Source organism: Flavobacterium procerum, from assembly GCF_042431625.1.
In the GTDB taxonomy this organism is placed as follows: domain Bacteria; phylum Bacteroidota; class Bacteroidia; order Flavobacteriales; family Flavobacteriaceae; genus Flavobacterium; species Flavobacterium procerum.
The window spans coordinates 192,317-206,519 of the sequence record NZ_JBHLYW010000001.1 but is presented as its reverse complement, the minus strand read 5'-3'; the positions used below and the strand labels follow the sequence as shown (position 1 = coordinate 206,519).

Genomic DNA, 14,203 nt, shown 5'->3' with positions numbered 1-14,203 from the left:
AGTAAATTACTGCTCTATATTATATTGCTTCAATTTGTTGTAAAGTGTTTTTCTGGTGATTTTTAGAAGTTTTGCCGCTTCCGATTTGTTATTCTGCGCTTTAGACAAAGCATGAATAATCGCTTCTTTTTCGTTTTCTGATAATGAAAAAACAGTATTCGACGGCTGTTTCTGAATCTGAAAAAATTCTGCTGGCAATACTTCGCTTTCTATAAAATCACCTCTCGTTAAAAGAGCGGCACGTTTTACACAGTTCTGCAATTCACGTAAATTTCCTGGCCAGTTGTAATTCTGAAAAATAGAAACCACTTCTGGCGAAAAACCGATAACTTCTTTATGCAATTGCTGATTGGCTTTTTCTAAAAAATAATCGGCAAAAACCATCAAATCTTCCCCTCTGTCTTTTAATGATGGAGACTGAATTGAAAACTCGTTGATTCTATGGTATAAATCTTCTCTAAAATCGCCGTTTTTTACTGCCTCGCGTAAATCTTCATTTGTGGCCGTAACAATGCGGATATCGACGTTTATTTCTTTATTGCTTCCAACGGGTTTGATTTTTCTTTCCTGAAGCGCTCTCAATAGCTGAATTTGATTTTCGTATGAAAGATTTCCAATCTCATCTAAAAAAAGTGTACCGCCATTTGCAGCTTCAAAATAACCTTTTTTATCGTTGATGGCTCCAGTAAATGACCCTTTTAAGTGCCCAAAAAATTCGCTGGCCGCCAACTCTTTCGGAATTGCACCGCAGTCAACTGCAATAAAGTTATTGTCTTTTCTTCTGCTTTGCTGATGAATGCTTTTGGCAATAATTTCTTTTCCTGTTCCGCTTTCACCGATAATTAAAACAGACATATCCGTCGGACTAACCAGTTGTATGTGGTCGAGCAGTTTTTTTGAAGCTGGAGAAATTCCTTTTACAAAATCATTTTCCGCAGAAGATTGTTTTTTAGGCTTCTTTTCCTTTGCCGGAGCTGCTTCTTTTAATTCGGGAACTTGCAAGGCGTTTGTAATCACCAAAAGAACCTCATCTGGATTGAAAGGTTTAGAAATATAATCTGCTGCGCCATTTTTGATGGCTTTTACAGCAGTATTTACATCAGAGTAACCTGTCATGAGAATAACAGGAATATGAGGGTATTCGTTTTTAAATTCAGACATAAGTCCGATTCCGTCAGAATCAGGCAGACGAAGGTCGGTCAAAATCAAATCAAAAGATTCTTTTTTGACTGCTGTTCGTGCTTCTGCAGCAGAGAATGCAACGGTTACATCGTATGCTTTTTTAACTAGGAATTTTTCGAGTAATTTACAAAAAGCGATGTCATCTTCTATCAGTAAAATCTTTTGCATTTGCTTGGAGGGACTTTTTTGCTAAAATAATACTAATAAAATTGTCTTTTCATAAAATTTTGCAAAAAAAAGAGATTGCGTTGTCGCAATCTCTTTTTCACCAAAAACATAAATCTAAATTCACCTAATTATATCTTCAACCAGTTACCATTGACATCTGAGTACACAGTAGCCTTTTGGTCTTTTACTGATATTTCTAGTTTGTATTCTTTTTTATCGTTTACAAATGCTTTGTCCAGTTTTGCCCCCGGATAAGCGGTCTGCAAAGCTGTTTTTACAGCTGCAGGTACAGCATCTGCAGTAACTTCAGTATATTCTGCTTGAACAGAAATAACTGTTTTAATATCTTGAGAAACTGTCAATGCATGAGCTGACATTGTTCCTATTAAAATTGCTGCTGATAAGATTAGTTTTTTCATAATGCTGTATTTAATTATTTTTTGATGATATTACCTGAAGCATCTGTAAAAACAGTGTACTTTTTGTCACCACTTGAAATCTCCAGTTTATACTGGTTTTTCTCATTTTTATACGCTTTTTCAAGCTTTGTGTTCGGAAAAGATTTTTCAAGAGTAGATTTTACGGCTGCAGGAACAGCGTCTGCTCCAATTTCAGTAAATTCATCCTGAATAAGTACCGATTGAGTAGTCGAAACCATTGGGTTTATTACTGCGGCATTAGCCGATAAACCACCTAAAACAATCGCTGCTGATAACATTAACTTCTTCATAATAACAGTATATTTAAATTAATATTACTTTTTAAGAATTTTACCAGTAGCGTCTGTGTACACGATTGACTTTTCGCCTCGCACCGTTACTTCGATTTTATATTCTTTTTGTTCATTTACCCATGCTTTTTCAAGCACTACACCAGGATAAGCATCATCTAAAGATTTTTTAACTGCTGCTGGAACACCGTCTACTTCTTTGTATCCATCCTGATCATTTACTGTAATTATTGCTTGATTAGCATTTACAGTGGTTTCTGCATGCATCGACAAACTGCCTAAAACAATTGCTGCCGATAAGATCAACTTTTTCATAGTAATAGTTTTTAAGGGTTAGTGTTGATTTATTGTTTAATCCAAGTACCGTCTGCATTTGCAAACAGATTTCCTGTTTTGTCGCCTACAGTAACTTCAAGTTTATACTCTGATTTTGCATTTTTAAATGCTTTAGTAAGTACTGCGTCTGGATATGCTTTTTTAAGAGCATCTGTTACGGCAACAGGAACTTCAGCAATTTTAACTTCAGTGTAGTCATCCTGAATAGAAATTGTTTTTACGATTGTATTTGAAATTGGAGAAGTTGAAGCAAATGATGTTAAACCTCCCAAAACGATTGCGGCTGATAGAAATAAATTTTTCATGATAGCTATATTTTAATATTGTTAATTTTATCTTAGTATTCTTAATCTGGATTTTCACCGGAACAGATTATTTTTGAATCCAAGTTCCGTCTGCATTAGCAAAAAGGTTTCCTACCTTGTCGCCAACAGTAACGTCTAATTTGTATTCTGATTTTTCGTTTTTGTATGCTTTAGTAATTACTGCACTTGGATATGCTTTTTTCAAAGACTCAGAAATCGCTGCTGGTAATTCTTCTAATTTGATTTCTGTGTACTCATCTGCAACAGTAATCGTTTTTACGATTGTGTTTGATACTGGTGAAGTTGAAGCGAATGAAGTTAAACTTCCTAAAACAATTGCGGCTGATAAAAATAAATTTTTCATAGTGTATATATTTAAATTATTAATAGTTGTTTACGCTTTAGATAATGAAATTATTATGCCGAAACAAAATACAGCTATGCCAAACTTGCTTAACCCTTGTTTTTAAAGGAGTTTAGATAAAATATGCCAAAATGAACAAAATGTAAAAAGTGTGTAACCTAAAGAAAAAGTGTGTAATAAGTAAACACTTACGGTGTTACCTTGAGGATAAATTCCAAATTTTGAAATTCCAAATTCCAGCATTGAAGTATAAAATTCCAGATTTGGGATTTGGAATTTTTATGAATTGGAATTTTCTTTAGTGCTTATAAACGAAAAAAGGCTGTCAAAATATTGACAGCCTTTACTAATTATTCTGGAGTATTCATTTTAAATGTATCCATAAATGCAGTTGTATAATCTCCTGCAATATATTTTGGATCATCCATTAATTGTCTGTGGAAAGGTATTGTAGTTTTCACGCCTTCGATTACGAATTCATCCAAAGCTCTTCGCATTTTGCTGATAGCTTCTTCACGAGATTGTGCTGTTGTAATTAACTTAGCAATCATAGAATCGTAGTTTGGCGGAATGCTGTAACCAGAATATACGTGAGTATCTAAACGTACTCCGTGACCTCCTGGCATGTGAAGCGTAGTAATTTTTCCTGGAGAAGGACGAAAATCATTATAAGGATCTTCAGCATTAATACGACATTCGATAGCATGTAATTCTGGAAGGTAGTTTTTACCTGAAATCGGAATCCCGGCAGCCACCATAATTTGCTCACGGATCAAATCATAATCAATAACTTGTTCTGTAATTGGGTGCTCAACTTGAATACGAGTATTCATTTCCATGAAATAGAAATTTCTGTGTTTGTCAACCAAAAACTCTACAGTTCCAGCTCCTTCATATTTAATGAACTCAGCAGCTTTTACAGCAGCCTCACCCATTCTAGCACGAAGTTCGTCTGTCATAAACGGAGAAGGAGTTTCTTCCGTTAATTTTTGGTGACGACGTTGTACCGAACAATCTCTTTCAGAAAGGTGACAAGCTTTACCATAAGCATCACCAACAACTTGAATTTCGATGTGACGTGGTTCTTCAATAAGTTTCTCCATGTACATACCGTCATTTCCAAATGCTGCAGCAGCTTCTTGGCGCGCGCTTTCCCAAGCTTTTAAAAGCTCTTCTTCTTTCCAGATAGCACGCATTCCTTTTCCACCACCACCAGCGGTAGCTTTCATCATAACTGGATAGCCAATTTCTTTAGCTGTTTTTTGTGCATGTTCGTAAGATTCTAACAATCCGTCTGAACCTGGCACACAAGGAACTCCTGCCGCTTTCATTGTAGCTTTTGCAGAAGCTTTATCTCCCATACGGTCGATCATTTCAGGAGCCGCACCAATAAATTTGATTCCGTGCTCTTGACAAATTTTTGAGAATTTAGCGTTCTCAGAAAGAAATCCATAACCTGGATGAATTGCATCTGCGTTTGTAATTTCTGCAGCTGCAATGATATTTGACATTTTCAAATACGATAAGTTACTCGGAGGAGGGCCAATACAAACCGCTTCGTCAGCAAATTTAACGTGTAAACTTTCTGCATCGGCTGTAGAGTAAACTGCAACAGTTTTGATTCCCATTTCCTTACATGTACGAATTACACGAAGTGCAATTTCCCCTCTATTCGCAATTAATATTTTTTTAAACATCTTATTTTAATTAGATAATTAGACAATTTGATAATTAGATAATTTTAGATGTCTGTATTAATTCTGTCAGATCAATCTAAAATCTAAAATCTAAAATCTAAATTTATTTATGATGGATCAACTAAGAATAAAGGTTGGTCAAATTCTACAGGAGACATATCGTCAACAAGAATTTTTACAATTTTACCAGAAATTTCAGATTCGATTTCGTTGAATAATTTCATTGCTTCAATTACACAAAGAACATCTCCTTTAGACACAGTGCTTCCCACTTCTGTGAAAACTGGTTTGTCTGGAGACGGTTTTCTATAGAATGTTCCAATGATTGGAGATTTTATAGTAACATATTTAGAATCGTTAGCAGCTGGCGCTTCTGGAGTTACATTTACAACTGTTGGAGCTGTAACTTGTGGAACTGTCGCTTGTGGCAAAGCAGCCTGTGCTGGTAATTGCTGTACATAAGTTGCCTCAGTTACATTTGTTTCTAAAGTTGTTCTGATTGTGATTTTTACATCATCCATTTCTAACTTCACTTCTGCAACTCCCGAATTTGCAACAAATTTGATTAGGTTTTGAATTTCTTTTAAATCCATAATGATTCGTTTTTAGTTTTAATTTATTTCTTATCGTAAGCCCATTTCAGGTAAATAGATCCCCAAGTGAATCCACCACCAAAAGCGGCAAAAATAACATTATCTCCCTTTTTTAACTTATCTTCAAAGTCAGCCAATACCAACGGAAGAGTTCCCGAAGTTGTATTACCATATCTTTCGATATTTACCAATACTTTAGACTCTTCAAGTTCTAATCTTCCTGCAGTAGCATCAATGATACGTTTGTTGGCCTGATGAGGCACTAACCAATCTACATCCTGATTTGTTAAATTATTTCTTTGCAAAATCAACTCGCTTGCATCGGCCATATTTGTCACAGCATATTTGAAAACAGTTTTACCGTCCTGCATAATATTGTGCTGTCTGTTTCTAACGGTTTCTTCGGTTGGCGGAATCAAAGATCCACCAGCAGGAATTTTAAGGAAGTCTCTTCCTACTCCGTCACTTCTTAAATATTCATCCTGCAATCCTAAACCTTCGTAATTTGGTTCAAAAAGAACTGCTCCAGCTCCATCACCAAAAATAATACAAGTTGCTCTGTCTTTATAATCTACGATAGAAGACATTTTATCTGCTCCAATCAAAAGTACTTTTTTGTAACGTCCTGACTGTACATAAGCCGCAGCGGTTGACATACCATATAAGAAACTTGAACAGGCTGCTTGCAAATCGTATGCAAATGCATTTACCGCTCCAATTTCTGTTGCAACATATACTCCTGTAGAAGCCACCATCATATCTGGTGTTGCAGTTGCCATTATCACCATATCAATCTCAAGAGGATCAATATTAGCTTTTTGGATTAAATCCTGTGCTGCTTTTATAGCAAGGTACGATGTTCCTTTATCAGCATCTTTAAGAATTCTTCTTTCTTTAATACCTGTACGAGTGGTAATCCACTCATCGTTGGTATCGACCATTGTTTCTAAAACTTTGTTGGAAAGAACAAAGTCCGGAACGTAACCTCCGACAGCGGTAATTGCGGCTGTGATTGTATTCATTATATTCTATTATTTCCTTCCAAATTATGATTAATTTGAAAAATTTTTAAAAGACTTGAAAATTACAAAAAAAAACGAAGCGAATTTGCCTGTATTTTCTTAAAAAACAAAAATTATAACCAACAAAAAAAACTCTCACGAAGTGAGAGTTCTAGTATAATTTAGAAAAACGTATTAAGCAACCGCTTCAGATTTATCGATCACAACTTGCCCTCTGTAGTACATTTTACCTTCATGCCAGTAAGCTCTGTGGTATAAATGTGCCTCACCAGTAATAGGACATGTAGCAATCTGAGCTACAGTAGCCTTATAGTGTGTTCTTCTCTTGTCTCTTCTTGTTTTCGAGGTCTTTCTCTTAGGATGTGCCATTTTACTATATTATTTATCCGTTAATAGTTTCTTTAATTTTTCCCAACGCGGGTCAATATCTTCTTCTTTATTCTCAACTTTTTCTTCTTTGACTTTTAGTTCATTCAGTTTATTTAAAGCTTCTGTCTGAAGACTTCCGTCTTTAACTCCTGGATGAACTCTTTTTAGCGGCACAGAGAGAACAATCATTTCGTAAATGTATTGTGCAACATCTACTTCAAATTCTCCGTGTGGTAAAATCAGCAATTCTTCGTTGTCGTTATTGAATTCTTCTCCAAAACGAACAATCAGCTTCATTTTGCCCTTAATTGGAAGGTCAAAATCTTCGCCGGTCAAATCACAAGGCACATTTACGGTTCCTTTATGCTTAAAATCCAGCTCCAGCATATTGCTTTTCTTATCTAACACTAAATTTACTTTGATATCTGAATTTTGAAATTCTTCATACTCAAAGTTCTCAAAGAACGCATTATTTATCTGATACTCAAAATGGTGTTTTCCTAGTTTTAATCCTACGAAAGGAATTAAAAATTCTTTTGTTTTGCTCATTTCAACATCAATTTGAACAATTCAATTCTAAAAATAGATATCTGAATTGGGGTGCAAAGATATAAAATAATTGTAAATCTAATAATCTTATGCACCTTTTTTTGTTTATAACTGTTTTTCTTTTATTTTAAGAGGTTTTTGGCTAATCTCCTCATACTGATTACGCGAGCGAAAAATATCAATCGCAAGATATACTGCTTCTTTAAATGAATTGTAATCTGCCATATCTTTTCCAGCAATATCATAGGCTGTTCCATGATCTGGAGAAGTTCTTACCTTATTTAATCCCGCTGTATAGTTTACTCCTTTTCCAAATGATAAGGTTTTAAACGGAATCAGTCCTTGATCGTGATACATTGCTACGATAGCGTCATATTTTTCATATTGACCGCTTCCAAAAAAGCCGTCTGCAGGAAACGGACCGAATGCCATTGTTCCCGAATCAAATATTTTTTTAAGAACTGGTCTTAAAAGAGCATCATCTTCTTTTCCAATCACGCCACCATCACCAGCATGCGGATTCAATCCTAAAACTGCGATTTTAGGTTTTACTATACTAAAGTCTTCCACCAAAGATTTTCTGATTGTTTCGATTTTCTTTACGATTAGCTCTTCTGTCAAATGAGCAGAAACCTCACTTAACGGAACGTGATCTGTAATCAAACCTACACGCAGATTATCCTGCACCATCATCATTAACGCATTTCCTTCAAGTTCCTGATTTAAGTAATCGGTATGCCCCGGAAATTTAAAATCCTCCGACTGAATGTTGTATTTATTGATTGGAGCTGTTACCAGAACGTCTATATCTCCTTCTTTTAACGCTTTAGTGGCCGCAGCAAATGATTTTATTGCGTACGTGCCTATCTTTTCGTCATTTTTTCCAAAATTAATGTCTACTCCTTCTCTCCAAAGATTATAAACATTTACTTTCCCAGGCAAAACCTGATCAAGCTTATCTACTCCATGAAACTGAACTGTCGACGTAAAGCTTTTTCTAACAAATGAAAGTATTTTAGCATTTGCGAAAATAACAGGCGTACACAATTCTAACATTCGGCTGTCTTCAAATGTTTTTAATATTACTTCGCTTCCAATACCGTTTAAATCTCCTACTGAAATTCCAACAATTATATTTTCTGCTTTTTTATTCATGAGCTCAGCTTATTTATTAGTAATTTTGATCTGCAAATTTAGTAAAATAAAACCACAATGTTTACAGGAATTATAGAAACCCTCGGAAGGATTCACGAAATACAAAAAGAAAAAAACAATCTTCATCTTACAATTGAAGCTTCTATTACAAACGAATTAAAAATCGATCAAAGCGTTTCGCACAACGGAATCTGCCTTACCGTTGTCGCCATAAAGGATTCTTTCTACACCGTTACCGCAATTGACGAAACTATTCTAAAAACCAATATTGGAGATTGGCAGGTTAATGACATTGTAAATTTGGAAAGAGGAATGAAACTTGGCGACCGTCTTGACGGACACATTGTACAAGGCCATGTTGACCAAACCGGAACCTGCGTCAAAATTGAAGAAGCAAACGGAAGTTGGAATTATACGTTTGAATATGACAAGAACTTAAACAATATTACAATCGAAAAAGGCTCTATAACGGTTAATGGAGTAAGCTTGACAGTCGTAAATTCGAAAACCAACGAATTCAACGTTTCAATTATCCCTTACACTTTTGAGAACACCAACTTCAAGAACTTTAAAGTCGGCACAAAAATCAATTTAGAGTTTGATGTAGTCGGAAAATACATCTCGAGACTTTACGCAATAAACAAATAACTGCAGACTGATAATCACAAAAAAAGCTTCAATTAAACTGAAGCTTTTTTTATTTTATTCTTATAGTGAAACCAACCTCCTAATGCAAGACCGCTGGCCATTAGGGCAACAATATTTTGATCAATAGGCGTACCATCTGGTGGCGGCGTATTCATAGCTCTGGCCGTCTGTGGCGCCGGCGGATGTGTTTCATCAGCTAATGCTGTCGAAATGCTCAAAACTATTAATGCAATAGATAATAAAGGGGCTTTTATTGTTTTCATAAATTCAGGCAGTTAATAACATGCTATATTATTAATAATTTTCCTCAATAGAAATTTCTCACAAAACCAAGTTCCAAAGAAAAAATCTTTGACAAAAGTATAAGATTTTTGCACAATTACAACTTTTAAATCAAAAAAGCTTGTCTAAATTAGCCAGTAAAAACCACACAGTCTACCGTTTTGCTTTAAGAAAACGATATAGTTGACCAAAAAGCAAATTGATTGCTTTTTTTATCGCATCAGAATTTACTGATTTTAAAGTTTATAGATTAAAAAATTGCGTCAAACGTCTAATTTCTTCGCCTCTGGCCAGCTTTCATTTAAATTAGACACTATTACCATTTTAAAACAAGCATTTCTTACAACTGTCTTATTGAATTAATATATTTGCATTGCACAACCGCCACTTAAAAGCCGAAACCTATAACCCCAAAAACAGTATCGAAACAGAAAAATGAAAAATAATTTTACAGTAGGAAGTTTATATGCGGGTGTCGGCGGAATATGTTTAGGTTTTGAAAATGCTGGCTTTAAACTCGAATGGGCAAATGAATTTGACAAAAATGCCTGTATCACCTACAAAAAAAACTTCAAACATACTTTAATCGAAGGCGATGTAATGCAGCTCAATGCAAAGGATCTCAAAAAAATTGACATTCTCACGGCAGGTTTTCCATGTCAGCCGTTTTCTGTTGCGGGCTATCGAAAAGGATTTGAGGACAGCCGAGGCAATCATTTTTTTAAAATTCTAGATTTCATAGACGAAATGCGCCCTAAAGTTGTCTTTTTGGAAAATGTAAAAAACCTAAAAGGTCACGATAACGGAAATACCATGAAAGTGATTGAAAATGAAATCAAAAAGAGAAATTACACTTTTGACCATGCCGTTTTAAACACCAAAAATTTCGGAAATATTCCGCACAACAGGGAACGTATTTTTATCATTGCCTTTGATAAAGATTTTATTCAGAACAACGACTTCGAATTTATTTTTCCTGAAAAGGAGACTTTATCTAAAACCATTAATGATTTAATTTTAAAGGAAAAAGTCGAAGATAAATTCTACTACAGCGAAGACAAATATATGTTTGGAATGCTCAAAGAATCCGTAACAAACAAAGACAGAATTTATCAGTTTAGAAGACAATATGTTCGTGAAAACAAATCAAATGTTTGCCCGACACTTACTGCCAACATGGGTACGGGAGGTCATAACGTACCTATTATTACAACCAAATTTGGATTCAGGAAACTAACTCCCAGAGAATGTTTTAGATTTCAGGGTTTTCCCGATGATTACAAACTTCCAAAAATTTCAAATTCACATTTATACAAACAGGCTGGAAATTCGGTAAGCATGCCTGTTATCCAAAGACTGGCTTCAGAAATATTGAAGAATCTGGAAACTGCCGCCTCTCAAAAGATGAAAAAGGAAAAGTCTATATAATCAAATGTTCCAAATTCAAAAAACAATACAGGCAGTATGACAAAAAAAAGACTCTCAAATAGTTTAACTCTACCATTTTGTTCTCTCCTTTTATGCTTAGCTTCTAGCTGCAATCAAACCGTTGAAGAAAACAAATACAACGGAAAATGGGTTTTGCAAGAACAAAATTACAATGAAGACCTTATTTTAAAGGACGGAAATTACACTAAAAAATACAGCAGTGACGACCTAAGAGTCAACTCAAGTGGAAAATTCTATTTCAATAGGAATAAAAACAGAACTGGAATTACATTATCATTAATTCCCAACAAAATAATCAGCGAGAAGGATACTATTTTTCAAGAATGCGAAAACTTAGATGTTATTGAAATTAATGACAGCACTCTGATTATTCAAAAAGCAACTCAATGGATTGAAGAGACAAATGATAAATTTGCTAGAGTGAATGAAATTCTTGTTTACAAAAAACAGTAAAATAAGATATGAACGAAAACATCTTGGAAACATTAAACAGAATAATTAATGATATTGAGCTAAAGCCTAAAATGTTTTTTGCAAATCCTGATTACGCTCAATTACCTTCTTATTTATTTGGTTATTTGACCTGCATCGATGACATTCATGCAACTTCTCTTAATCGTTCTTTTTCCGAATGGCTAAATAACAGAGGCAAAAAAACTTCATTATTTTGGACAGAATATATTTTAAAAATAAGCTCAAACAACGATCAAGTTGCTGCAAATAAAATAGTAATCAAAGAATTTAAATTATTCCTATCCGATATAGCTCTTGAAAAAAAATCAGAAAATAGCACATCAAATGAATAAATTGAAAATAGCACTTTTATACACCTTACTTACTTTGTCTTCAAAAGTGTTTTCTCAGAACTACACAGATGCAAAATATTATGCCGACGAATCAAAAAAGTTACTGATAGAAAAAGAACACACAAAGTCTATCGAAATGATTGACAAAGCTATCAAGATTGATTCATTAAATGAGGACTACTATATTCAAAAGGCAGAAATCTATTATGAAGATTCTAAATGCGAAAAAGGATTAGAAGTATTACTTAAACATATTGACATCACAGGCGGTATTAGCGAAAAAGGAATGGTGTACATTTCAGAACTGGTTGAATGCTCCTTCTCCAAAGAGAAATCTCTAAAAACCCTAATTACAGCCGCTAATAGCAATTATGGCGATTCAAAATTAATTTTAACACAAATTATTTCAAAATCCCTAGACTTAAAGGACTATGACAATGCTATTCTTTACTATAACAAATACATCAATCTGACTCCTAACGATGTTGATAGCATAAACAGCTTATATACTCTTCTTTATGGCTTAAATAAATTTGACGAGGCAGAAAAACTGCTTTTGTCTGGCTTGAACAATAATCCCGACAACCCAATTCTTTTGTCAAATTTGACTGGTTTCTATTTTGCTCGAAACGATTACGCATCATGCATTTCTATTATCAACAAAATTCTTAAGCAAAATTATACAATAGAGAATATTAAATATAGAGCTATCGTTTATGAGAAGAATAACCAAATGGAGTTAGCCTATAATGATTATAAAAAAATCATTGAAATTGACAATTGCAATGAGGAGGCTTACAGAAAGATATTGCAATATGAGTATGACAACAGGAATTATGAAAACGTAATAAGCAATAGCCTAAATTTTATAAATTGCAATGCAAAAGCTGAAAATGATTTAATTGATGGATTATACACCTCAATGTTCTTTTTAAATGAAAACAAAAAAGGAGTTAAATTATTAGATAAAAGATTATCTCAAAAACCAGACGTTTTTTTACCCTATTACACAAAGGCTATAATTTTAATCAAGCAAAAAGAATACGAAAAAGCATTACAATATATAGAACTAGCCTTAAAGAGCAACAACATAGACAAATCTGATTACTTAACCATTAATCTTTTGAAATTGGGAATCTACTTAGTTCTTGAAGATTATAAAAGTTTGTCTTCTTTTGCAACAGTATACGACCTTACAAAAGTTATTTCCGAAAATAATGCTAGCATTTCAAGAAGTAAAGAAGCAAAAAAAGTCGAATTAAATGTTTCTTTTGACAAACAAAAAGGAATAATAAACAATACTCTTGTCATTCCTTCTAAAACAATGAACCTTTTGATTGATAAGTATGGCGTTTCATTTTAAAAAATTTCACAAGATGGCTCAGCTATCTCTTCCCAGCTGTAGCTATTGACAGCAAGTATTATTTCTTAATTCATATTTTACAGAATCTGCAACAAAAAAATATCCTTTTTGTCCAGACTTTTTTAATTCTCCTTTAAAATAAAAATCATAGCAAATGACGCATTGACTTGTTTCTTTTAGCAATTTTTGATAGATTTCTTCATTTTTAAATTCGATTAATAAATCTGTATTTACTATTTTTTCAGTTTCTGCACTTTTACCCATTACTATTTTTTGCACGTGATATTGCGGGTAACAATCTCCACACGCATATGCCATGTAATTACATTTTATTTCTATTGTTTGGTCAGAAATGTTCTGCGGGATAAAATAATAAGCCAAGCTAATAAAAAACGAAATTGCACCTATAGAATACCTTTTTCTCATTTTACTTCTTTTTATGATTTTGATTAAACAGGTTTCCCCAGTTCTGTCAACTATTTACTCAAGACTAATGTTTATGATAAGAAAAACAAAAAAGCCTCTACATTTCTGTAAAGGCTTTCAATTCTTAAAGTGTGGTCCCACCTGGGCTCGAACCAGGGACCACCTGATTATGAGTCAGGTGCTCTAACCAGCTGAGCTATAGGACCGGTTAAGAGGATGCAATATTACTACTATTTTCCGTCCACTCCAAATATTTTAAGACATGATTTGTATTTAATTTCAAAAAAACTTTGTCAATCTAAAAATGAAATTGATTTTCAACATCTTATTTAAATAAAAAAACAATATTTTTTTATCGTATTTCTTGGCAAAGCTCCACCAAAACGCCATTTGTGTTCTTCGGATGCAGAAAAACAACCAATTTATTGTCGGCTCCTTTCTTCGGAACTTCATTAATCAAAACAAAACCTTCGTTTTTTAGACGAGAAATCTCCGCTTCGATATCATCAACATCGAAAGCAATGTGATGGATTCCCTCTCCTTTTTTCTCCAAAAATTTGGCAATCGGACTTTCAGGATTGGTTGCGACCAAAAGTTCAATCTTATTATTTCCCGTTTGAAAAAAAGAAGTCAGCACACCTTCGCTTTCTACAGCTTCCATTTTATAGGAAGGAACACCAAGCATTTTTTCGAACAACACATTTGCATCGTCCATATTTTTAACCGCAATTCCGATATGTTCTATCTTGTTTACCATTT

General features: G+C 34.0%; 20 protein-coding genes and 1 tRNA gene. 5 read left to right on the top strand and 16 right to left on the bottom strand.

Annotated features, from left to right (window positions below):
* Positions 1–6: 6 nt before the first annotated feature.
* From ACFFLS_RS00910 to pdxA, 12 genes are all read right to left on the bottom strand, one after another.
* Positions 7–1,350 (bottom strand): sigma-54-dependent transcriptional regulator, encoded by a 1,344-nt coding sequence (locus tag ACFFLS_RS00910; RefSeq protein WP_379683750.1) that lies wholly within the window; start codon positions 1,348–1,350, stop codon positions 7–9.
* 128 nt (positions 1,351–1,478) lie between these two features.
* Positions 1,479–1,769, bottom strand: a complete 291-nt coding sequence (locus ACFFLS_RS00905) for a PepSY-like domain-containing protein (protein ID WP_379683751.1) — start codon at positions 1,767–1,769, stop codon at positions 1,479–1,481.
* 14 nt (positions 1,770–1,783) lie between these two features.
* Positions 1,784–2,080: a hypothetical protein gene (locus ACFFLS_RS00900; protein ID WP_379683752.1), complete on the bottom strand. Its 297-nt coding sequence runs from the start codon at positions 2,078–2,080 to the stop codon at positions 1,784–1,786.
* A gap of 24 nt (positions 2,081–2,104) precedes the next feature.
* Positions 2,105–2,395 (bottom strand): hypothetical protein, encoded by a 291-nt coding sequence (locus ACFFLS_RS00895; RefSeq protein ID WP_379683753.1) that lies wholly within the window; start codon positions 2,393–2,395, stop codon positions 2,105–2,107.
* A 29-nt stretch (positions 2,396–2,424) separates the two neighbouring features.
* Positions 2,425–2,721 (bottom strand): hypothetical protein, encoded by a 297-nt coding sequence (locus ACFFLS_RS00890; RefSeq protein WP_379683754.1) that lies wholly within the window; start codon positions 2,719–2,721, stop codon positions 2,425–2,427.
* 67 nt (positions 2,722–2,788) lie between these two features.
* On the bottom strand, positions 2,789–3,085 hold the full coding sequence (locus ACFFLS_RS00885) for a hypothetical protein (protein ID WP_379683755.1): 297 nt from the start codon (positions 3,083–3,085) through the stop codon (positions 2,789–2,791).
* A gap of 350 nt (positions 3,086–3,435) precedes the next feature.
* Positions 3,436–4,782 (bottom strand): acetyl-CoA carboxylase biotin carboxylase subunit, encoded by a 1,347-nt coding sequence (gene accC, locus ACFFLS_RS00880; protein ID WP_379683756.1) that lies wholly within the window; start codon positions 4,780–4,782, stop codon positions 3,436–3,438.
* A 107-nt stretch (positions 4,783–4,889) separates the two neighbouring features.
* Positions 4,890–5,375 carry an acetyl-CoA carboxylase biotin carboxyl carrier protein gene (gene accB / locus ACFFLS_RS00875; protein WP_379683757.1) on the bottom strand — a complete coding sequence of 162 codons (486 nt, stop codon included), beginning with the start codon at positions 5,373–5,375 and terminating at the stop codon, positions 4,890–4,892.
* A gap of 23 nt (positions 5,376–5,398) precedes the next feature.
* Positions 5,399–6,397 carry a beta-ketoacyl-ACP synthase III gene (locus tag ACFFLS_RS00870; protein ID WP_379683758.1) on the bottom strand — a complete coding sequence of 333 codons (999 nt, stop codon included), beginning with the start codon at positions 6,395–6,397 and terminating at the stop codon, positions 5,399–5,401.
* Positions 6,398–6,571: 174 nt separating this feature from the next.
* A complete protein-coding gene (rpmF, locus tag ACFFLS_RS00865; RefSeq protein ID WP_008465217.1) occupies positions 6,572–6,766 on the bottom strand; it encodes a 50S ribosomal protein L32 in 195 nt (64 codons plus the stop codon).
* Between the two features lie 9 nt (positions 6,767–6,775).
* Positions 6,776–7,315, bottom strand: a complete 540-nt coding sequence (locus ACFFLS_RS00860; protein WP_379683759.1) for a YceD family protein — start codon at positions 7,313–7,315, stop codon at positions 6,776–6,778.
* Positions 7,316–7,420: 105 nt separating this feature from the next.
* Positions 7,421–8,470 carry a 4-hydroxythreonine-4-phosphate dehydrogenase PdxA gene (gene pdxA, locus ACFFLS_RS00855; RefSeq protein WP_379683760.1) on the bottom strand — a complete coding sequence of 350 codons (1,050 nt, stop codon included), beginning with the start codon at positions 8,468–8,470 and terminating at the stop codon, positions 7,421–7,423.
* Positions 8,471–8,527: 57 nt separating this feature from the next.
* On the opposite strand from pdxA, the gene ACFFLS_RS00850 reads away from it, so the two are divergent.
* Entirely contained in the window at positions 8,528–9,118 is a 591-nt protein-coding gene (locus ACFFLS_RS00850) for a riboflavin synthase (RefSeq protein WP_379683761.1), read from the top strand.
* A 32-nt stretch (positions 9,119–9,150) separates the two neighbouring features.
* On the opposite strand, the gene ACFFLS_RS00845 is transcribed toward ACFFLS_RS00850, so the two are convergent.
* Entirely contained in the window at positions 9,151–9,381 is a 231-nt protein-coding gene (locus tag ACFFLS_RS00845; RefSeq protein ID WP_379683762.1) for an Fjoh_0651 family PID-CTERM protein, read from the bottom strand.
* 454 nt (positions 9,382–9,835) lie between these two features.
* Here ACFFLS_RS00845 and dcm point away from each other — a divergent pair, with 454 nt between their 5' ends.
* The 4 genes from dcm to ACFFLS_RS00825 are packed head-to-tail and all read left to right on the top strand — an operon-like array spanning position 9,836 to position 13,018.
* Positions 9,836–10,828, top strand: coding sequence for a DNA (cytosine-5-)-methyltransferase (dcm, locus tag ACFFLS_RS00840; protein WP_379683763.1), 993 nt, complete (start codon positions 9,836–9,838; stop codon positions 10,826–10,828).
* Between the two features lie 36 nt (positions 10,829–10,864).
* Positions 10,865–11,302, top strand: coding sequence for a hypothetical protein (locus tag ACFFLS_RS00835; RefSeq protein ID WP_379683764.1), 438 nt, complete (start codon positions 10,865–10,867; stop codon positions 11,300–11,302).
* A gap of 23 nt (positions 11,303–11,325) precedes the next feature.
* Positions 11,326–11,655, top strand: a complete 330-nt coding sequence (locus tag ACFFLS_RS00830) for a hypothetical protein (protein WP_379689084.1) — start codon at positions 11,326–11,328, stop codon at positions 11,653–11,655.
* Positions 11,648–13,018 carry a tetratricopeptide repeat protein gene (locus ACFFLS_RS00825; RefSeq protein ID WP_379683766.1) on the top strand — a complete coding sequence of 457 codons (1,371 nt, stop codon included), beginning with the start codon at positions 11,648–11,650 and terminating at the stop codon, positions 13,016–13,018. Before ACFFLS_RS00830 ends, ACFFLS_RS00825 begins: the two co-directional genes overlap by 8 nt.
* 42 nt (positions 13,019–13,060) lie before the next feature.
* Here ACFFLS_RS00825 and ACFFLS_RS00820 read toward each other — a convergent pair whose 3' ends face one another.
* The 3 genes from ACFFLS_RS00820 to mce all read right to left on the bottom strand — a co-directional run bounded on the left by ACFFLS_RS00820 (position 13,061) and on the right by mce (position 14,201).
* Positions 13,061–13,444 (bottom strand): hypothetical protein, encoded by a 384-nt coding sequence (locus ACFFLS_RS00820; protein ID WP_379683767.1) that lies wholly within the window; start codon positions 13,442–13,444, stop codon positions 13,061–13,063.
* A gap of 132 nt (positions 13,445–13,576) precedes the next feature.
* A tRNA-Ile gene (locus ACFFLS_RS00815) sits at positions 13,577–13,650 on the bottom strand.
* 146 nt (positions 13,651–13,796) lie between these two features.
* A complete protein-coding gene (gene mce / locus ACFFLS_RS00810) occupies positions 13,797–14,201 on the bottom strand; it encodes a methylmalonyl-CoA epimerase (protein ID WP_379683768.1) in 405 nt (134 codons plus the stop codon).
* Positions 14,202–14,203: the final 2 nt, after the last annotated feature.